11 protein-coding genes, 1 pseudogene and 2 riboswitches are annotated in these 21,404 nt (G+C 35.7%); all 12 genes and pseudogenes read left to right on the top strand.

The genetic code is table 11. The features are described from left to right. The first annotated feature begins 26 nt into the window (after positions 1-26). Positions 27-220, top strand: a riboswitch (cobalamin riboswitch). A gap of 162 nt (positions 221-382) precedes the next feature. Further along, positions 383-1,846, top strand: a complete 1,464-nt coding sequence (locus MKZ17_RS09350; RefSeq protein ID WP_340723470.1) for an InlB B-repeat-containing protein — start codon at positions 383-385, stop codon at positions 1,844-1,846. A gap of 66 nt (positions 1,847-1,912) precedes the next feature. Then, a pseudogene (locus MKZ17_RS09355) lies at positions 1,913-2,233 on the top strand (glycine radical domain-containing protein); the annotation flags it as partial. Positions 2,234-2,623: 390 nt separating this feature from the next. Then, positions 2,624-2,817, top strand: a riboswitch (cobalamin riboswitch). Positions 2,818-2,979: 162 nt separating this feature from the next. Further along, the gene (locus MKZ17_RS09360; RefSeq protein WP_340723471.1) at positions 2,980-6,132 is read left to right on the top strand and encodes an S-layer homology domain-containing protein; all 3,153 of its coding nucleotides are present in this window, start codon (positions 2,980-2,982) and stop codon (positions 6,130-6,132) included. 19 nt (positions 6,133-6,151) lie between these two features. After that, positions 6,152-9,910 (top strand): S-layer homology domain-containing protein, encoded by a 3,759-nt coding sequence (locus MKZ17_RS09365; RefSeq protein WP_340723472.1) that lies wholly within the window; start codon positions 6,152-6,154, stop codon positions 9,908-9,910. A 110-nt stretch (positions 9,911-10,020) separates the two neighbouring features. Further along, on the top strand, positions 10,021-12,021 hold the full coding sequence (locus MKZ17_RS09370; RefSeq protein ID WP_340723473.1) for a DUF4430 domain-containing protein: 2,001 nt from the start codon (positions 10,021-10,023) through the stop codon (positions 12,019-12,021). Between the two features lie 26 nt (positions 12,022-12,047). Then, positions 12,048-12,992, top strand: a complete 945-nt coding sequence (locus MKZ17_RS09375) for an AAA family ATPase (protein ID WP_340723474.1) — start codon at positions 12,048-12,050, stop codon at positions 12,990-12,992. A gap of 14 nt (positions 12,993-13,006) precedes the next feature. Then, positions 13,007-14,110, top strand: coding sequence for a DUF58 domain-containing protein (locus tag MKZ17_RS09380; RefSeq protein WP_340723475.1), 1,104 nt, complete (start codon positions 13,007-13,009; stop codon positions 14,108-14,110). Between the two features lie 17 nt (positions 14,111-14,127). After that, complete coding sequence (locus tag MKZ17_RS09385) at positions 14,128-16,401, top strand: transglutaminase-like domain-containing protein (RefSeq protein ID WP_340723476.1); 2,274 nt, start codon at positions 14,128-14,130, stop codon at positions 16,399-16,401. A 21-nt stretch (positions 16,402-16,422) separates the two neighbouring features. Then, positions 16,423-18,306 carry a prenyltransferase/squalene oxidase repeat-containing protein gene (locus MKZ17_RS09390; RefSeq protein ID WP_340723477.1) on the top strand — a complete coding sequence of 628 codons (1,884 nt, stop codon included), beginning with the start codon at positions 16,423-16,425 and terminating at the stop codon, positions 18,304-18,306. 12 nt (positions 18,307-18,318) lie between these two features. Then, positions 18,319-18,849 (top strand): DUF4430 domain-containing protein, encoded by a 531-nt coding sequence (locus MKZ17_RS09395; RefSeq protein WP_340723478.1) that lies wholly within the window; start codon positions 18,319-18,321, stop codon positions 18,847-18,849. A 38-nt stretch (positions 18,850-18,887) separates the two neighbouring features. After that, on the top strand, positions 18,888-19,748 hold the full coding sequence (locus MKZ17_RS09400) for an energy-coupling factor transporter transmembrane component T (RefSeq protein ID WP_340723479.1): 861 nt from the start codon (positions 18,888-18,890) through the stop codon (positions 19,746-19,748). Next, the gene (locus MKZ17_RS09405; RefSeq protein WP_340723480.1) at positions 19,721-21,397 is read left to right on the top strand and encodes an ABC transporter ATP-binding protein; all 1,677 of its coding nucleotides are present in this window, start codon (positions 19,721-19,723) and stop codon (positions 21,395-21,397) included. The genes MKZ17_RS09400 and MKZ17_RS09405 overlap by 28 nt, the downstream gene beginning before the upstream one ends. The last annotated feature ends 7 nt before the right edge of the window (positions 21,398-21,404 follow it).

Here is a 21,404-nt window from a genome sequence, read left to right on the forward strand (position 1 = left end):
TTTGTGTTAGAATTCTTTTAATTGAATAAATCTTGCAGGATAAAGACGCCATTATGGCTTAATAGGGAATTCGGTGAAAATCCGTGACTGTTTCCGCAACTGTAAGTGCTGATGAAATGAGAAAAACCACTGTTGAAAGAAATGATATTCTAGTAAATGGGAAGGACTCAAAGTAAATTGATGCACAAGTCAGGAGACCTATCTTTGTCTGATCGTATTAAATCACTTCGGAAATAAAGGGGCTATACGGCAAATAGAGCTCGAACATTTTAACTTTGTCGTGGCTATTTACCGCTATCCAATTCCAAGGGTAGCGTTTTTTTGTTGTCCAAATACGACGCTTGATTATATTCAAAAAATTAATTAGGGGGAAAGTGAAAACATGCAAGCATCTTTCAAAAAGTTATTATTAGCTTTTATTCTGTTTATGCTCGTAAATACCAGTATTCCACAACGATCTAATGCAGCTGCTTATGATCCAACGGTAAGTTATGAGAATCTGGATGTGCGTTTTTGGGAAGATCAGCAGCCGGACATTGGTTTTTATATAAACGCTTCGTCACGTTACATTCTAGAAACGGTAATTGCACCTTCGATGGGTAGTACATTTGGAGAATGGTCGGTTATGGATCTATTACGAGGAATGTACACGGGCTACGATTATATTAACTATATACCGGCAAACTATTTCACGGACTATATAGGAAGAATTGAAGGCTATGTTGATATGAAAAATGGTAATCTGGACCGCAATAAATCTACAGAATGGTCTCGATTAACATTGGCACTTACTGCACTAGGTTATCCAATTACCGATGTCGCAGGTTATGATTTTGTAGCTCGTTTATCAGAATCACATAAGTTTTCATATCGTCAAGGTATTAATGGACCGATTTGGGAGATTATTGCATTGGATACAGGTGGTTATGAATTATATCCTGATCCATCCAATGATGATGTCAATACGGTAGGGAAAATGATTGACTATATTTTAAATAAGGAAATCTCGAACGGGGGCTGGGCTTTAAGCGGTGGCATTCCTGATCCAGATATAACGGCTATGGCTTTACAAGCATTTGCACCATATTATCTCAATAGTAGTCGTTACGACCAAACTGGTGCGAATGCAACTTATCAAGAGTTTGCACAAGCGGTGGAGCGAGCAATTGTTGTATTATCGCAAATCCAGCTAACTAACGGAGGTTATAATAGCTGGGGAAGTATTAACTCGGAAAGTACTGCACAAGTAATTGTAGCGCTGACAGCTATGAATATGGATCCTTTAGCTACAAGTATATCGTTACCAAATATTAATCAAACTGTTGATTTTATCACAGAAGGTAAATATGAGGATGGCGTTTGGACAAATAATATGATTGATGCTTTGTTAACATTTTGGGCAAATGGTAGTGGTTCTTCGCCAGAAGTGGGGGGCTTTAAGCATGTAACCGCAGGCTATGATGGTGGGGGTGGCTCTGGTACAAGCGTTAACGCGATGGCCACAGACCAAGCATTATATGGACTTATTGCGTATGATCGCTTCAAGAAAAGCGAAAAAAGCTTATATGATATGAGTGATATGCAAAATGGCGAATACCAATATATGACTGCAAGTAACAATACAATTTACTTTGATGGCAATCAAGTTGGTGAATCTTCATCAAAAACGGTATCACCTTATGCTGTAGTTGACATTCCATCCTCATCAGCAAAAGATTTTGTTGCATGGAATACAAAGCAAGACGGCACAGGAACTACATATATGCCTAATGAACGTTTAGTTATGCCAGATGAAGACATTACACTCTATGCTCAAACGAGTAGCACGATGGGGGAATATGAGTGATGGCAATATTCAAAAGGTTATCAAGCTCATTGATGAATTTCTTACCGCTAGAAGTCTTACAAAGGAGCATCTGGAGCTAAGCTTCCATACGAATATGCTTTATATGGAATTTCTAACACATTCTCAATGGTACAGAAAGCACTAGGTAAAGAGGCGGTGAACCAAGGGGCTAACTTAGCTTCAATTCTTGATGGATATACAGCAAAAGAAGGTCACCACTTAAATATCAACATACTTAACAGCGATACTTTACTAGACGCTATGGGGCAATCAGAAGAATATCCATAATCAACGATTCGTGTATCTGGTTATACTGTTAACTTCATAAAATTAACGTGTGAACAACAAATCGATGTAATCAAGCATATTTTCCACAGAAACCTGTAATTTATGCTCTTTATCTATACAAAGACCAAATTGAAATGACAACTCTTAATAGTTGTAGTTCATTTTGGTCTTTTATTTTACTAGAATTCACTTTTGCATAGGTGTAAGGATAGATACTAGGAGGAGAATTGTGAAATGAAAGGAAATATCATTTCATTGAAACATACGGTACAGTTAATGGACTAAAAATGGGAAATGATTTTTCTATCGTTAAAATGGACCTAGGAAAAATATTAATGTCGTCTTTAATAAAATAAATCTATTAAATTACATGTATCTGTACTTTTATGGTAATTATATTAATTTGGGATTTTAATAGGTATTTCAATCTATTTTTAAATATATCGAATATTTTAAATTATTTTTGTGTTAGAATTTCTTTTAATTGAATAAATCTTGCAGGATAAAGACGCCATTACGGCTTAATAGGGAATTCGGTGAAAGACCGAGACTGTTTCCGCAACTGTAAGTGCTGATGAAATGAGAAAAACCACTGTTGAAAGAAATGATATTCTAGTAAATGGGAAGGACTCAAAGTAAAATGATGCACAAGTCAGGAGACCTATCTTTATCTGATCGTATTAAATCACTTCGGAAATAAAGGGACTATACGGCAAATAGAGAACGAACATTTTAATTTTGTCGCGTCTATTTACCGCTATCCAATTCCTAGGGTAGCGTTTTTTTGTTGTCCTAATACGACACTTGATTATATTCAAAAAATTAATAGGGGGGAATGTGAAAACATGCAAGCATCTTTCAAAAAGTTATTATTAGTTTCTATTATGTTTATGCTCGTAATTGCCAATACGCCACAACGAGCTAATGCAGCTGCATATGATCCAACTGTAAGTTTTGAGAATCTAGATGTGCGTTTTTGGGAAGATCAGCAGCCAGACATTGGATTTTATATAAATGCTTCGTCACGTTACATACTAGAAACGGTAACTGCACCTTCGATGGGTAGTACATTTGGAGAATGGTCGGTAATGGATTTACTTCGAGGTATGTATACTGGCTATGATTATATCAATCACATACCGGCAAATTACTTTTCAGATTATTTAGGGAGAATTGAAGCCTATGTTGATAATAAAAATGGCATGCTAGACCGCAATAAGTCTACAGAATGGTCTCGTTTGACATTAGCACTTACTGCGTTAGGTTATCCAATTACCAATGTCGCAGGTCATGATTTTGTAGAATATTTGTCAAGATCACATAGTTTTTCATATCGTCAAGGTATTAATGGACCGATTTGGGAGATTATTGCATTGGATACAGGTGGTTATGAATTATATCCTGATCCATCCAATGATGATGTCAATACGGTAGGGAAAATGATTGACTATATTTTAAATATGGAAATCTCGAACGGGGGCTGGGCTTTAAGCGGTGGCATTCCTGATCCAGATATAACGGCTATGGCTTTACAAGCATTTGCACCATATTATCTCAATAGTAGTCGTTACGACCAAACTGGTGCGAGCGCAACTTATCAAGAGTTTGCTCAAGCGGTGGAGCGAGCAATTGTTAAATTATCAGAAATCCAACTTTTAAATGGTGGATATGATAGTTGGGGAAGCATAAACTCGGAAAGTATTGTGCAAGTAATTGTAGCGCTGACAGCTATGAACATGGACCCTTTAGCTACAAGCATATTGTTACCAAATATCAATCAAACTGTTGATTTTATCACAGAAGGTAAATATGAGGATGGCGTTTGGACAAATAATATGATTGATGCTTTGTTAACATTTTGGGCAAATGGTAGTGGTTCTTCGCCAGAAGTGGGGGGCTTTAAGCATGTAACCGCAGGCTATGATGGTGGGGGTGGCTCTGGTACAAGCGTTAACGCGATGGCCACAGACCAAGCATTATATGGACTTATTGCGTATGATCGCTTCAAGAAAAGCGAAAAAAGCTTATATGATATGAGTGATATGCAAAATGGCGAATACCAATATATGACTGCAAGTAACAATACAATTTACTTTGATGGCAATCAAGTTGGTGAATCTTCATCAAAAACGGTATCACCTTATGCTGTAGTTGATATTCCATCCTCATCAGCAAAAGATTTTGTTGCATGGAATACAAAGCAAGACGGCACAGGAACTACGTATATGCCTAATGAACGTTTAGTTATGCCAGATGAAGACGTTACACTCTATGCTCAAACGAGTAGCACTATGGGGAATATGAGTGATGGCAATATTCAAAAGGTTATCAACCTCATTGATGAATTGCCTACCGTTGGAAGTATTACGAAGGAACATGAAAATAAGATTAAGCAAGCTAGAGCAGCTTTTAATCGTCTAACTGTACCGGAGCAACGAAGTGTAACTAATTTAAGTAAGCTAGTGACTTTAGAAGGTCTACTCAGTGGATTGCTGTCTCAATATGATGATGAATTGAAAGTAGAGAACTTAATAAAAACAATAGATTCACTTTATAATGTTTCTAATATTACGCTAGATTATCAAATTGCGATTGAAAATGCCCGTATTGCTTATAATATTTTAACTGCTACGCAAAGACTTCAAATTACGAACTACTGGAAGTTAGAGTCACTAGAAGCAAAATTAAAAGTAGCAGAGGATTTAGACAAAAAAGAAACAACAGTAGCAAATGTTATTTGGCTTATTGATAATTTACCAAAAGTCGAGCAGTTAACTCGGGCAGATAAAGAAAAAGTAAGAGAAGCTATTGCTTATTACGAGGCACTTTCAGCTGATCAAAAAAAGAATGTGACTAACTATAGTAAACTTACTAAACTTGAAGAACGCTTAAAAGTGCTTGAAAAAGAGGCACTTGAAAAAGAGGAACTAGAGGACGAAATTGATTCTGATGTATTTGATGAAATGGTTGTAAATGGGAAAACACTAACAATTCATTCAGCAAAAACCGCGGGTGAATATTCAGTCACTATTCCTGCTGAAACGCTACAAAGCTCTATTAAGAAATATGGCATTAAAAATCTTATAGTAAAAGATACACGCGGTGTAACTCTTTCAATGTCAACTGAGCAATTAGTAAAAGAGTTGCAAAACAATAAAAATGCACAAACTGTAAAATTTCAGATTTCAACGTTTGACTATCAAAATGAAATCTTTACGGTAGATTTCTCAATAAAACTTACGAATAAGAAAAAAGTCAATATTAAACTAAACGATGGTTATATTTCACTTAAAGTACCATATAATTACTTTTTAAATGGTAAAAAATTAAAAGATAAATATTTACTAGAAGTGGGTAGTGATAACCCAACAATTCCACATGTTTCAACAGATAAGGCAGTCACTATAAAACTAAAACAAGGCGGGAAGTTCCTGTTTAATTCAAATAATATATTCTTTACAGATATAGGGAATGTTTCTAACGCCGATGAAATTTTATATTTAGCAAATCGTCAAGTCATCAAAGGTAGCGATAATGGTACATTTGCTCCTAATAATGATATTACACGTGGCCAATTTGCAGTAATGATTGCTAGAGCATTGAAATTGCAAGCCTCTGGAAAAACATCTTATTTTGTGGATACAAAAGGTAAGTGGTACGAGCAAGAAGTACAAGCAATCGTAGAAGCGGGCATAGCAAAAGGTACTTCTCCTGCAACCTTTAATCCAGAGGGCAAGTTAACCAGACAGGAAGCAGCATCGCTTATGGTTAATTTATTGCGCTATGTTAAATTTGATGTGGATGCTGTATTGAGTCGTACACCATATACAGATGCACATAAAATTGCAAAATATGCCCGAGCGGATGTTGGTATCTTAAACACATTAGATATAATGACTGGAAATACAAAAGGTGAATTTGCACCAACAGTCAATTTAAAACGATCACAAATGGCAAAAGTATTGAAACGTACATTAAATATTGCTGAAATGATGTAAGAAAAGTAGGAGTGAAACAATGACTAACATTAGAAAGATACTTCTTAGCTTTCTCGCCGTACTGTTAGTTCTTTTCCCAACCGTAACTTCATTGGGGTTAGAAAATAACAATGCTTATGCACAAGAAGTAGAAGATATCACGTTAAAAGTTGATTTAATAGACGGTTTAGAAACCAAAGCAGATAAAATGACCTTCGATTTATGGGCTAGGACATTAGATGACGTCAAAATAGATACAAATAATGTACATGTAACGAACAACGGCGATCCTGTTCACATTAACTGGAACGATGATGTGAAAACAAGTTATACATTAAACCTTGTCGTTGGTGTTAATGAAGTCAATATTGTTGTTAAGCATGAAGATCATGAACATAGCCGCTCATTTACAATTACGCGAAAAGAAGCACAAGATGGAGATGTAATTGGATCCTTTACATTTAGTATGGATGCATTCGTTGTAGGGTTAGGCTATTTAATTGAGCCAGTTAAAGTGGATGTTATTAAAGGAGATAACGCAGCCTATCATTTGGATCGAGTTTTAAAAGAACATGGCTTTGATTATACAAATACAGGGCTACTAGATAGTGGTTTTTATTTGGCCTCTGTTCTAAAGGGGAATTTAGGCGAAAAATCTCCTAATACACCTCAGATTATACATGATAAGTTAGAGGAACATAACGGAGCACCTATTGATGAAGATGAATTTTATCCTACTGAGTATGGATTAGGAGAATTTGATTTTAACTATATGTCAGGTTGGATGTATGCGGTGAATAATGTCTTTCCAAACGTAGGATTTGCCGATAAGTATTTATTAGACGGTGATATTATGCGTGTGCAGTATACAGTAGCATACGGTAGTGATATTGGCGGTGGTTATGCAATGGGAGGTAGTGAATATGATCAATTCTTCCCTCAGGTCAACAAAGACTTCTTAACTGAAGCCATTGCGGTGATTAATAGTAGCCCAGCTCGTAATGAATTGTTAAGTAATGTTTCGTTAGCGGCAGCTTATGAAAGAGGATTAGATGTGCTAGCAACAGTTGATGCTGATCAAACAACTATTGATAATGCATTAGCAGATATACGGAATATTGGAAGTTCGATTGAGATTGAGCAATTAATAAATAATTTGCCAGAAGTTGATGCTATTTCGTTAAGTGATGAGATAAATGTGCATTCAGTTCGTATTGCATATGAAGCATTAAGTGTAGAAGCAAAAGGCTATGTAGAAAATGTTGATAAGTTGGAAGCATTAGAAGCACAGATAGCCATTCTGAAAGAAAATGGAACAAACGATGAACAAGCAAAAGAAGAAGCATCGAAGGTAACTCAACAAATAAAAGAACTACCAGAAAAGGATCAACTGCAAGTAGTAGATGAAGCAAAAGTACAAGCTGTCCGTGCAGCATACGAATCTTTAAGTGTAAAAGTAAAAGGCTATGTAGAAAATGTTGATAAGTTGGAAGCATTAGAAGCACAGATAGCCATTCTGAAAGAAAATGAAACCAACGATGAACAAGCAAAAGAAGAAGCATCGAAGGTAACTCAACAAATAAAAGAACTACCAGAAAAGGATCAACTTCAAGTAGTAGATGAAGCAAAAGTACAAGCTGTCCGTGCAGCATACGAATCTTTAAGTGTAAAAGCAAAAGGCTATGTAGAAAATGTTGATAAGTTGGAAGCATTAGAAGTACAGATAGCCATTCTTAAAGAAAATGAAACCAACGATGAACAAGCAAAAGAAGAAGCATCGAAGGTAAGTAAACAAATTGAAGACCTACCAACAATTAAGCAACTCCAATTAATAGATGGAGAAAAAGTAAAAGCAACACGTAAGGCATATGAAAATCTAAGCGACCAAGCAAAAGGCTATGTAGAAAATGTGGATCATCTTGTAACGTTAGAAGAATTGTTAGAGAGACTGCAATTGGATGCTGTTAAAGAGGTGAATCAACAAATTTCCGATTTACCACTAGAGTCAGCATTGAAGCTTGCAGATGAATCTAAATTAAAAACTGTGCGCAATGCATACGATGCACTACCTTTAGAGGCACAAAAATTTGTATTGAATTTATCAAAATTAATTGTACTAGAAGTGAAAATGGACGCGTTAAAAAAATTAGGAGGACCAGAGCAGATTGAGGCAGTCATTGAACAAATTGAGGAATTGCCAACAGTTGCTAAAGTGAAAGCGAGTGATGCTAATGCAATAACTGCTGCTCGTAATGCTTATAACAAGCTAACTGTAGAACAACGGAAAAGTGTTACAAATTACTCGAAATTACAGGAGTTAGAACGAAAAATAAGTGAGATTAATTCGGATTTAACAAAAGCACAAGCAGTGGAAACTCAAATTAATAAACTTCTTAGTATCACTGCTGTCACACTAAAAGATAAGGATAAAATTGTTGCAGCACGTAAAGCTTATACAAACTTAACAGCTGCACAAAAATTGCTAGTTACTAATCTAGCTGCATTGACGAACTTGGAAGCACAAATAGTTTTACTAGAAAAAGATAATACAAAAGTACAATCAGTCATTTCTCAAATTAGTAAATTGCCGAATGTCGCTAATGTGACATTGAAAGATAAGGCAACTATTGAAAGAATTCGCGCAGCATATAATGCGCTACCTATTGAACAGAGAAAATTAGTAACAAATTATGCAAACTTACAGCAGTTAGAAACAAAAATCGCCCAACTTACTGATTCTGGTGAGGAAGTAACTGTAGACAAAAATGCAGACCAGCTTATCATTCAATCTAATGGTAATAAGCTTGAAATCTCAAATGATATAATTCAAAAACAATTAGATAGTAAAGATATTCATACACTAGTTGTGAAGGATTCTGAAGGAATTTTAATTGAAATTCCTAAAGCTGCTCTATTGAATGCAATTTCTGACACGAGTTCTATCATTATTACAAAGCAATTATTAAAACAGTCAAATCGATATGGGTTTGAACTAATAATAGAAGAACAAGTATCAAAAAGTTTAAAAAGAATAATAGAATTACCAAAATCCTATGTGAAAGTAACTGTACCTTTATCAAAATTACTAGGGAAAAATGTAGCGGTTGCATCCACACAATCGATTGCTAAATCTACAAATGTAGGCGTTATTGTAAAAGTCGTAAATGGCAAGTATGAGGCTGTCCCACACCAAATTAATAATGGTAAAGTAATAATTTATGCAAATACAGGCGCTGAGTTTGAGTATACAACAGAAACTGTAACTTTTGATGATATAGACAATGTATGGAATGCTGACGAAATTGAATTTTTAGCAAGTCGTTATGTTATTAAAGGGACTACTGCTAATACTTTTTCACCAAATAAATTTATTACACGTGGTCAATTTGGTGCATTAATTGCGCGAGCTTTAAATTTAAGAGCAACAGAAGATACTGAAATTAGAGATATTAAGGGACATGAGTTTGAAAGCGAGATACAAGCGCTTTACGAGGCTGGTATTACAAAAGTAAGTTCAAATTTTGACCCGAATAAACCGATAACGAGACAACAGGCTGCGGCCTTTATGGTCAGAGTGATGGAATATACAGGGACGAATATAGATGATATTAATCTCAAGCTCAATTTTAAAGATAAAAATCAAATCGATGAAGAATTCCATCAAGCAGTTGGAATTCTAAATTCGCTTGAAATCATGCAAGGGAAAAATGAACAAATATTTGATCCAAGAGGTAATTTAACACGTGCACAGATGGTTAAAATCTTAAAACGAACTTTGAACGAGATTGAATTTATGTAAAAAAAAGGATGCCCATTTTAAATGGGCTCCTTCATAAATTTTATTATTTAATGAAAGGATTTATTTCTATTAATAAATTTTTTCATTAACTAGTAAAAGAGGGATGAAATATGAAGAATTTTATCAAAAATAGAAAAAATCTAAGAGTTATTGTAAATAGTATGCTGATCATACTATTAATAGCCTTAGCAGTATTTTCCGGTGTGGCGCATAACAACTCAAAAGCAGAATTTACTTTAGATGAGCTTGCCTCCAATTATTCTAATGTCCCTTTAGCTGGTGATGCACAAGAACAGCAGACAGAGGAAGGCCAGCAAGATCAAGAAGAAGCTGAACAACAGAAACAAGAGCAAGTTGATGAACAAGCGCAACTTACACTGGAAAATCCACAAGCAAAAAAAGATACTAAGAAAAGTGAGGATGAGCCCACAAAAAATGAGTCTTCACCTGCTTCTGATGAAGATAATACGAATGAAAAAAGTGAAACTGATGTTGAGATTACTGGAGACGCACAGGATGAAAATGAGTTTTTCACAACAAGCATTGTAGATAATGAAATTGTTACAGTAGAAAACTATTTTTTTACAATTGAGCACAAAAATAGTGAGTTAAAACTAGCAGAGTTAAAAGTTTCGTTGAACAAAGAGAATATTCAAGATTTTAATGGAGGAATTAAGCTAAAAGAAGGAAACAACGCTATTAAGATTGATGTTAATTATGAACGAGAAGATGGTGTTCAATTACATGCATCTCGCACATATAACGTTATTTTGAATACGAAAGATATTATTATTTATACGAATTTACAAGACCAAATTGAAACAAATGAAGCGGTTTTAACATTTACAGTAAGCGCAAAAAGAAATGGTCAGGCAGTTCCAGTGGAAGTAACCTTGAATAAAGATCAAATAAAGTCATTGGGTGGAACAGCTTATAAAACTGATTTGAAGGCAGGAAAAAATAATTTAATTATTCGAGCAAGTGAAGCAAAGGAAGAAGTAAATAGAGAAATTCAAATTAATTACAGTGAAGTGAAATCAAAAATTGAATTATCTACGGACTTAAAGGATCAAAAAGTAGAAACAGATGCCTTTAAATTTTATGCAAAGGCAGAGGCTAATGGGGAAGTAGTTCCTTTACAAATCTCGTTAAATGATACACCTATATCACCAGGAGATAATGACAATTATCAAGTCACGTTAAAAGAGGGTACTAATGTTATTACATTAGAAGGCGAGTACTCTGAAGAGTTGTTAATTCGACAATTCAAAATATTATATAAAAATCCAAATGCAATTCCGGAAGAAATACCGAAGGATCCGAAATCTCCAGTATTAAAGACAGACTTGGTGAACAATGCACAAGTACAGGGCAATATTAAAACATTTAATGTTTGGCCAGTTGATGCTAATGGTAAACGTATTCGAGGTAATAAGGTCGCTGTTAGTAATAACGGTGTAGGTGTACCGTACGTATGGGATGATAGTACAAAAACGAGTTATAAGTTAACGTTGCGAGAAGGAGAGAACAAGGTTGTTATTCGTATTTGGGATGACGATGGCCGCTCAACAACGGAAAACTTTACGGTACATTCGACAGTTGTAAAAGATGGGGATGTTATAGGTACGGCTACCATCAGTATTGAAGCATCCACTGTTGGTTTAGGCTACTTAATACCGCCGACAAAGGTGGATATAAGGCAAAATGAGAAGACCTCTTATTTATTGGATCAGCTATTAAGAAATAATGGCTTCTCTTATGGCAAGACAGGTACATTGGACAACAGTTTTTACCTGAAAGAAATTAGTAAACCTGGTTTGATGCAAAATGCAAAGATTCCGAGTGATTTAAGAGAGCTTGTTGAACCAGTTTCCACTCGTTTTTCGGAAGACGATTACACTATGGACAGCTTAGGTGAATTTGATTTTGCCAATGGTTCTGGTTGGATGTATAGCGTAAATGGTGATTATCCAAACTATGGTTTTTCAGATAGTTATTTATTGGATGGCGATGTGGTGAGAATTCGTTTTACATTACATTACGGTAAAGACATCGGCGGTTTTGGCAGCATGGGAGGTGGCTCTGGTCAAGATTGGCATAAAGAATGGTAGATTACATGAATAAAGGAGTAAGGGAAATGGTCAATAAATCACAACAAGTATTAGAAGAAATGAATAAAGTAATAGTTGGGAAGAAACCTGTAATCGAGAAAATTTGGATGGCTATCCTCGCACAGGGACATATACTGCTAGAAGATATCCCCGGAGTGGGAAAAACAACTTTAGCAGTTGCATTAAGTAAGGTGCTAGATTTAGATTCAAAACGAATTCAATTTACGCCGGATGTTGTTGCATCAGATGTTGTAGGTTTCACAATGTATGATAAACAATCAGGAGAATTTATCTATAAAGAAGGAGCGGTCATGTGTAATTTGTTACTAGGTGATGAGATTAATCGAACATCTAGCCGTACACAAGCAGCGTTATTAGAGGCTATGCAGGAAGGGAATGTTACAGTAGATAGTATTTCGTACGAACTACCAAAGCCCTTTCATGTTATAGCTACACAAAATCCGCTGGGAATCCATGGTACACAGGCTTTACCACAAGCCCAGTTAGATAGATTTTTAGTGAAGCTTAGTATTGGCTATCCGGATTTTGAAAGTCAAGTAGCTTTATTACGTCAACGACAAGAGATTAATCCGATGAATGAAATCAGCGCAGTAATTGATAAAGCGGAATTAGTCGAACTTCAAAACCACGTAAAAATGTTACATATGAGTGATGAGATACTTCGCTATGTAACAGCTTTAACAGAGGAAACAAGAAAAAGTAATTTCTTAGTACACGGGATTAGCCCACGTGGAGCGCTTGCAATTTGTAATATGGCGAAAGCGCATGCGTTTGTAAAAGGAAGTGATTTTGTAACACCTGAAGATGTTATTGCTGTGTTTGTTGATACTTGCCATCATCGTATTATTTTAAGTGCGCATGCGAAAACAGCTCAATTAAGTGAAGTCGAAGTACTAATGAAAATAATAAAACAGGTAGTAACACCAGATACACATGTATATCAAAGTTAAAGGAGAGTATATAAATGAAACGAAGTAGTAGCATACTCACTCTTTGGCTTGGTTTTGCTGTAATTAATTTTCTATTTTCACAAAATTACTTTGCCCTTTTTTTTCTTGTGATTTCTCTACTAATGATTGTCTATTTTGCATCGACAATTATTTTGGTAAGAAATCAAGTAACGGTCCAGTTAGAAGTACCACAACAGGTTGTGAAGAATGGAGTTTCATTTGCACAAATTCATATTCATAATAAGTCGCCTGTTTCACTTGGACATGTAGTATGTAAGGTGGAATGGATACATTCCATTACTAAGCAACGAAAACAAGAAAAAATTGTTTTGGACGTCGGGCGACGTAGTGAAGTAACCGTACCAGTAGAGCTACCGAATACATATTGTGGACCCATACAACTGGAACTAAAGCAAATACGAATATACGATGCGTTTACAATCTTTTTTACAGAAATAAGAACATCTGCAAAATCAGCATTAAGTGTATTACCAGCGGGTTTTTCTACTATCCTTCACATACAAGAACAATATGCGAAACCATCTTGGTCTGCCTCAGCTTTAAGCGTACCAACTGACGGCTCAGAAATAGTAGATTACAAGCCCTATGCTGTAGGGGATAATGTGAAAAATATTCATTGGAAATTATCGAGTAAATTAGATGAACTTGTTTTGAAAAAGACAGAAGAATACTCGCAGGAGAAAATACTTGTGTTTGTATCTTTACAAGAGACTCAGTGTTCGATAGAACAATATGATGGCATATTAGAGGCGTTAAGTGCTATCTCACAAGCCATTTTAAAACAGGATAAAATATTTGAACTATGCTGGGCAGAGAAGGATGATCGATGCTATGCCATACAATCAGAGGAAGAATTTCTAGTAAGTTTAACTGATTTTATAAACATGGAGAGCACAAATGAGCATACTGAGCACAAGCTTTTACAGTATCGTCCAAATTACACAAATATTATTTACATTACTTCTGATGAATCCGTTATGACGCTAGGAGAAAACGTACTATTAATTCAGTACGGTGAGCGTACGGATTCTAGTCAAGAGATTGTGATGTTTACCCGTGAGAACATGCAGCTTCAGTTAGGAGAACTTTATATATAACGAAGGGGAAACGTAAAGTGATTTTTTTAAAAAAATATTTCGGTATCTTACTGGCATGTGGTTTTTATAGTCTTTCTTTGCTTGTACTACAATCCATGCTTAGTTTACAGGCCAATAGCTGGCTATTATGCGGTATTGGTGCTACTTGGATAATAGGGAGAAAATTGCTCAAGAAGCCTCTTTTTTTAGAAATTGGTGCATTCATCTTGCTGATATTAGCAATCTGTGTGTTTTACGAACCACTGTTAGGGGCGTCTAGCTCTCTGATACATCAGATGCTTGAAAAGCTTGCTATGGAACAGAATATCATCTTTTCTTCAGTGCTGAATGAACAAAGTTCTAATGTTGACTACTGGTCAGGCGTAGTACTAGGAATGTTGGCTCTGCCAATTGCGATGTTAATGTCCTATTTGTTTGAGAAAAAAAATGTCAAGGTATTGGTAGCATGGGTATTGTTTATTTGGGTAATTCAGCTACTAACAGGCTGGACTGCTGCATTTTATACGAATGCGTTATTAGGCTGGGTTCTAGTAATCGCTATTGTATTTAATCTCCATTCATGGATGCTATTCCTTAAAAAGAATAGCATAATGTCAGGATTCATCATGATAGCATTTCTTTTTTCCATCTATGCGGATATGACAGAGCGTTATCAACCACTGTCATCACTGACGAATTTTCGAGAGACGGTAAATCAGACGATATACGAAACGCGCTATGAAAAAAAACAAACGAATTCCTATTTAGAAGGTAAGTTTCAGGGATTAGGACCTTTAGAATTAAAAAAATCGGAGGCGTTACGCGTTGTAATGGAACAGCCACAGCCTCTTTATTTAAAGGGCTTTGTCGGTTCAACGTATACAAAGGATCAGTGGGAGATGTTGGATGGAGAACTTGCATTTGCGAGTAAACCATTGTTAAATGCGTTGGAAAATAAGGGGTTTATTCCTGTTACACAATTGAACAATGTCGTGAATAAGGTCGATTTATCTGATAACTCGCTGTCAAAAGTTAAAATCCAAAATATGAATGCCAATAGTAAATACATATATGCACCATACGAATTGGCATCAGTTCCAAATGAAGCAGCGACACATAAGGATAGCACAACAGTTGCCACGTCATCTCTATTTGGAGAACGACAATATCAGTATGAGATTATGTCAACGAATGTTGCTAAATATCCACAAATAGCGAACGCCTTATATACATTGAAAACACAAGATACCTTGCATGATTATATATCACAAGAGAGTCATTATAACGAATATGTGTATGTGCATTTTTTACAAATGCCAGATGAGACAAAACAATTGCTAGAAAATCATTTGCAAGAGCGTAACTTAGCTTTTCCTGATCGACCTTCTTATGAAAAAGGAATCGATGCTGTCAAAAAATTTGTGGCAGCTGAATTAACATATAGTGAAAAGGTTGAAGCAAAAAGTGCAAAGCAAGATTTTCTATCTTATGTCCTTGAAACACGTCGCGAAGGATATGCAGCACATTTTGCGACAGTAGCGACAATGATATTTCGATATTATGGCATTCCAGCTCGATATGTGGAAGGCTATTTAATCACACCAGACGATGTCAAGAATACAGAAGCCTTTAGTGAATTACAAATAACAAGTGAAAATGCACATGCTTGGACAGAAATCTATATTGATTTATTGGGCTGGGTTCCAATCGAAGTGACACCACCTTATTTAACAAAAATGCCATCTATCGATTTAAGCGATTATCCAAATGGTGCCGGCTCTGCAATGAATGAAGTTAATAATGAAACACTATTAAAAACTGATGGCGACGCTTCTAAAAAAGAGGTCAAAGATGACGAACAACATATGGAGCCTACTAGTGAAAAGTATGAACATAGTTTTGGTCTTTGGATTGTAATAAGCCTTTATATCTTATTAATAGTTTGTATCTTGTTATTGCTACGTTTTATATATAGAAAATATAAGCAAAAACAGCTGTTTATGTCACCTAACAATAAGATTGCTATTACACAATTATTTGCATACACGATGTCGTTGCTAGCGAAGGATGGCATGATACAGCAAGGTGGATCAAGTTATCAATTTAGGGATTATATCGAAAATAAGTATGGTGAGCAGTGTGCCCTGCATTTTAATAACGCGGTAAAATTACAGCAGCAAGTTTTATATAGCCAACATGAACCGGTAAATGAGCAAAGAGAGGATATGCTCGTATTTAAAAATGAGATGAAAAAAGCGATTGCAAAACAAAAGCCATATTTAATAGGGAAAATCTATTCTTATATCCACTAGTTAAAAGAGGGAGTTATCATAATGATTAACAAGAGAATACAACTATTTCTAACAATGCTACTGATTTTGTTGTGTCTTACACCCTCACAAGCATATGCAAGTAAGACATCGGAAGACCTTGAGCAAGAAATGAAAGGAATTATTGAATGGAAAAAGGGAAGTGTAGGAATCTCCGAAGATTCAAACCTTTTAAATAATGATTTCTTAAAAAATGCCGGTGATACTGTAGGGGATTGGTATCCTATAGGAATTGGGCGACTTGGTTATAAAGATGACTACGCAGCATATTTAGCTGTCATAGAAGATGTGGTAGAGTTGCGTTACAAAACGGCTGAAAAGTTAAGTGATATGAAATCTACAGAGTGGCATCGAATCATTTTAGCCGTTCTTTCTTTAGGGGGGGACCCAACACAGTTAGGTAAGGATAAAGCAGGTACTACGATTAATTTAATTCAAGATGGAACGTATGATCGTGGTAAAACTATTTCGCTTGGTGCACAGGGGATCAATGGTTGGATATGGGGATTAATTGCTCTAGATAGTATGCGATACTCTGTTCCAGAAAACGCCTATTATTCTCGAGACAAGATTATAGAAGAAATACTACACTTGCAGTTAGAGGATGGGGGATTCTCCTTTTACCAAGATGTAGCAGACCCTGATATGACAGCGATGGCTTTGCAAGCATTGGCACCCTACTATAATAGTGAAAAAACGTATAGTTACGTACAACAAGCATCGAATAAAAAGGTGGTAAAAACGGTACGTCAAGTTGTAGATGAGGCATTAGAGACGCTTTCATTACTTCAAACTGCAAATGGTGATTTTAAAAGCTGGGGTACAGAAAATGCTGAAAGTACCGCACAAGTAATTGTGGCATTGACGGCTCTAGGAATAGATCCATTGACGGATATTCGTTTTATTAAAAATGGTCAGGACGTTTTAGATGGTTTGTATAGATATAAGATGAACGATGGTGGATTTATTCACGCTAAAACGTATAATCCGGAAAATCCGACTTCACTACCAGATGAATCAAATTCTATGGCAAGTGAACAAGTTTTGTATGCGTTAACAGCACTATATCGTTTTCAAAATGGATATCGTAGTTTGTATGATTTCCGTGAAGAACAACCAATGGAATTAAAAAAGCAAATAAAATCTTTAAATAACGCAATAGATGCATTGCCCAAGCAGCCTCAAAAAGAGCAATTAACGACATTATTTAAACAGTACCTTGCAGTGCCAGTGACTGAGCGTTGCTATGTATATGCTTATGCAAAGCTTGCGAAAGAAATGGAGAAGCAAGCAATTAAGAATACTTCAGAACCATTTGCTACAAATATGAACGAAACAACGCAAAGAAAAGGGGCAGTCACTGCATTACTAGAAGAGTCAGAGTTCGAGAAAGAGGCTATTTTCACTATAGAGGATGCTGAGCAGGTAAAAGCAATACCAAGCTCTGTAACGACGGAACATTATGTCGAGGTCACAAAGCTTTTACAAAAATTAGAGCACGCTGAAAATTTGAAGGAATATGAAGATCTGTTACCGAAATTACAGCTGAAAAAGCAAGCGATTGAAGCAATTGAAAAAGAAATTCAAAAGTTAAATGAAGAGATTCTGGAAGAATTATATCCATTTAATGAGTTAACGTTGAAAGATAAAGATAGTGTTGAACGTATTGTTGCTCGTTTTAACAAATTGAGTGATTATGATCAGCTACAAATCTTAAATTCAGAGGATGTTCGCAAATCAAAAACGCAAATTGAGAATTTATATCGCGCTCGTATTATAGCTGTTGTATTAACTGTTGTTGTACTTATAGCAAGTATAGTAGTCGTAGTGCGGGTGAAAAAGAGACGTGCACAAAAGCGTAGTGCTGAGGAGTGGTATGAAGAGTAGGGGGCAATACATATGAGAAAAGATTTACTCATACTTAGCTTTGTTGTATTAATCATTGCTGTACTATTCTCTGGTACGAAAATTCAATCAGTTGATGAATATTATTTAACACACATTGATGAAATTACAGAAGATTCCGAGACAGTTTTTATAAGCATTCGTAGTGATACTTTACTAGACAATATAGGAAAATTAAAACCAGAATTGCGTACATATGTACCGTCTAATGGTGTGATTTTACCAGAATCTGAATATGTATTACGTTCAGGCGATACGGTGTTTGAAATTTTACATCGTGCTGTGAGACACAATCGAATTCAAATGGAATTTCAAGGAGCGGATAAAAATATTTATAGCAGCGTCTACGTACAAGGTATTAATTATTTGTACGAGTTTTCAGCAGGATCATTGAGTGGATGGATGTATGAAGTAAATGGCGTTTTCCCGAATTATGGGGTGAGTAAATACAATTTGAAAGATGGAGATCACATAATCTTTCATTACACTGTGGATTTAGGGCGTGATTTAGGTCACTCATTTTAACTGTAGAAATTGAGGTGAAGTAATTGAGAGGTTTTGCAATGTTTCATCCAATGATGTTATTTTGCTACTTTTTACTGGTGTTCATCATTTTGTTCACGACGATGAATCCAGTCTTATTAGTGATATTTTATATAAGTAGCCTTATCTTATTTAGTTTGTTACATACTTTCCAAAAGTTGATGTATGAACTTATGTTTTACTTTTTTGTCTGGTTGCTAGTGGCACTTTCTATTCCGTTATTTCACCATAATGGTGTCACAATATTATTTTTTTTAAATGACAACCCTATGACTGCAGAGTCCTTTGTTTTAGGAATAGCTGTAGGTGTGTTGGTTGTATCTTTTTCTTTTTGGTGTAAAAATTACGGCGTGTATATTACAACAGATAAAATTCTCTATTTATTTGGTGTCATTCATCCTCAATTAGCGATATGGTTGGCATTATTATTACGCTTTATACCGCAATGTAAAAGAAATTTCCAAGATATCCATGGAGCGCAAAAAACAGTCGGTTTCTATGCAACAAATAGCTTATTTGATCGAGCAATAGGCGCTGTGAAAATAGGAAAAGTTGCTTTGGTATTGGCAATGGAACAAACATTTAGTCAAGTGGATTCCATGAAAGCAAAAGGGTATGGTTTGCAAAAACGTTCGCATTTTTCATTATATCGATTTTATAAATGGGATCGGTTATTAGCAATTTGGCTAATTGTTGTAATTAGTCTATTCATAATGAGTTTTTACGAGCTGAATTACTACTACGAACCAACATTAAAAGCAATATCATTCACTTACAAGACAAGTTTATTGTATGGTGTTTTGTTAAGTATAGCGCTTTTACCTGTGGTAATTGAAATTAAGGAGCTAGTAGTGTGGAAATATTTAAAATCGAAAATGTAAGTTTTACGTTTGCAGAGTCGTCACAACCTACCATAAACAATGTCTCTTTTTCAATTGAAAAGGGATCATTTACTGTATTATTTGGTGCTTCTGGTTCAGGAAAAACGACTTTACTACAATTACTTAAGCGCGAGTTGACACCGAACGGTAAACGGGAGGGTTCTATTTTTTATAAGGGAACTTTACTAGAAGAGATGGATGCAAAAATAGCCGCAAACGAAATTGGTTATGTAATGCAAAAACCAGATGACCAAATTGTCATGGATACTGTCTGGCACGAGCTTGCTTTTGGTTTGGAAAACCTAGGTATGAAAAACCCGCAAATACGTAAAAAAATTGCTGAGATGACAAACTATTTTGGGATAAATAATTGGTTTCATAAAAAAACTTCCGAGTTATCCGGTGGTCAAAAGCAATTGCTAAATTTAGCTAGCGTACTCATTATGCAACCGAAAGTAATCATTCTAGATGAACCAACCTCGCAATTAGATCCAATAGCAGCAACAGATTTTATGCAAACATTACATCGGCTACATGAAGATACAGGGGTAACAATTATACTAGTAGAACATCGGTTAGAAGAGGCTTTTCGATTGGCTAGTCACATTCTGGTAATTGAAAGTGGGTCGATTCTTGCTCAAGGATCACCTCGTACTATCGGTCAAACATTAATGATGATTAACGAACATCATCCAATGGTGCAGGCATTACCTGCAGCTACACGTATTTTCCATGGTCTCTCTTTAGTAGCTAAGGAAAGTCCCATCACGGTGCGGGAAGGGATAGCATTTGTAGAAAATTATAGCAATACAATTCAAGACTTAGCGTCTGATTTTGCTAAGCAGGAAAGAGATGAAATTGTAATAGCATTGAAGGATTGCTGGTTTCGTTATGGTCGTGATTTGCCCGATATTATCAAAAATCTCTCTGTTGGTTTTCGAAAACAAGAGATATTTTGTGTTTTAGGAGGAAATGGTTCAGGGAAAACAACGTTATTGAAGTTACTAGCTGGCCAATGTAAACCTTATAAAGGCAATGTGCTGTTGTATGATAAAAAAATGAAAAAGTACAGTATGCAACAGCTCTATCAAAAGAATTTGGCGTTGTTACCACAGGATCCTAAAATGCTTTTTTTGCAGTCAACGGTACGACAAGATTATGAGGTAACAGCAAAACTTATGGGTTTAGGAAAAGAAGAAATGAACTTGCAAATCGAGCGTGTAATGAAAATGCTTGCTATTGAGTCACTGATGGATGCACATCCGTACAGTGTAAGCGGTGGTGAGTTGCAAAAAATTGCGATTGGCAAAGTGTTACTCTTACAACCTAAAATACTACTATTAGATGAACCCACGAAGGGAATCGATGTTTTTGCTAAAGAGCAATTGAAGCAATTATTACAACAATTAAGAGCACAAGGGATGACGATAATCGTTGTAACTCATGACATGGAGTTTGCTGCAAGCATCGCCGATCGGTGTGGATTATTTTTTGACGGGGAAGTACTAGCCATAGATGCGCCACGCACATTTTTTGCTCATAACAATTTCTATACAACACCTGCCAATAAAATTGCGCGTCAGCAGTACCCTAATGCCATAACTTGTGAAGATGTGATACGACTATGTTTAACAAATGGGTTAGCTTGATAGTGAG

The organism is Solibacillus sp. FSL R7-0682 (assembly GCF_038005985.1).
GTDB lineage: Bacteria > Bacillota > Bacilli > Bacillales_A > Planococcaceae > Solibacillus.

What these genes read in the sequence shown, in the direction of transcription:
- MKZ17_RS09350 (WP_340723470.1), top strand. Translation starts at nt 383, where the DNA reads ATGCAAGCATCTTTCAAAAAGTTATTATTAGCTTTTATTCTGTTTATG.
- MKZ17_RS09360 (WP_340723471.1), top strand. Translation starts at nt 2,980, where the DNA reads ATGCAAGCATCTTTCAAAAAGTTATTATTAGTTTCTATTATGTTTATG.
- MKZ17_RS09365 (WP_340723472.1), top strand. Translation starts at nt 6,152, where the DNA reads ATGACTAACATTAGAAAGATACTTCTTAGCTTTCTCGCCGTACTGTTA.
- MKZ17_RS09370 (WP_340723473.1), top strand. Translation starts at nt 10,021, where the DNA reads ATGAAGAATTTTATCAAAAATAGAAAAAATCTAAGAGTTATTGTAAAT.
- MKZ17_RS09375 (WP_340723474.1), top strand. Translation starts at nt 12,048, where the DNA reads ATGGTCAATAAATCACAACAAGTATTAGAAGAAATGAATAAAGTAATA.
- MKZ17_RS09380 (WP_340723475.1), top strand. Translation starts at nt 13,007, where the DNA reads ATGAAACGAAGTAGTAGCATACTCACTCTTTGGCTTGGTTTTGCTGTA.
- MKZ17_RS09390 (WP_340723477.1), top strand. Translation starts at nt 16,423, where the DNA reads ATGATTAACAAGAGAATACAACTATTTCTAACAATGCTACTGATTTTG.
- MKZ17_RS09395 (WP_340723478.1), top strand. Translation starts at nt 18,319, where the DNA reads ATGAGAAAAGATTTACTCATACTTAGCTTTGTTGTATTAATCATTGCT.
- MKZ17_RS09400 (WP_340723479.1), top strand. Translation starts at nt 18,888, where the DNA reads ATGTTTCATCCAATGATGTTATTTTGCTACTTTTTACTGGTGTTCATC.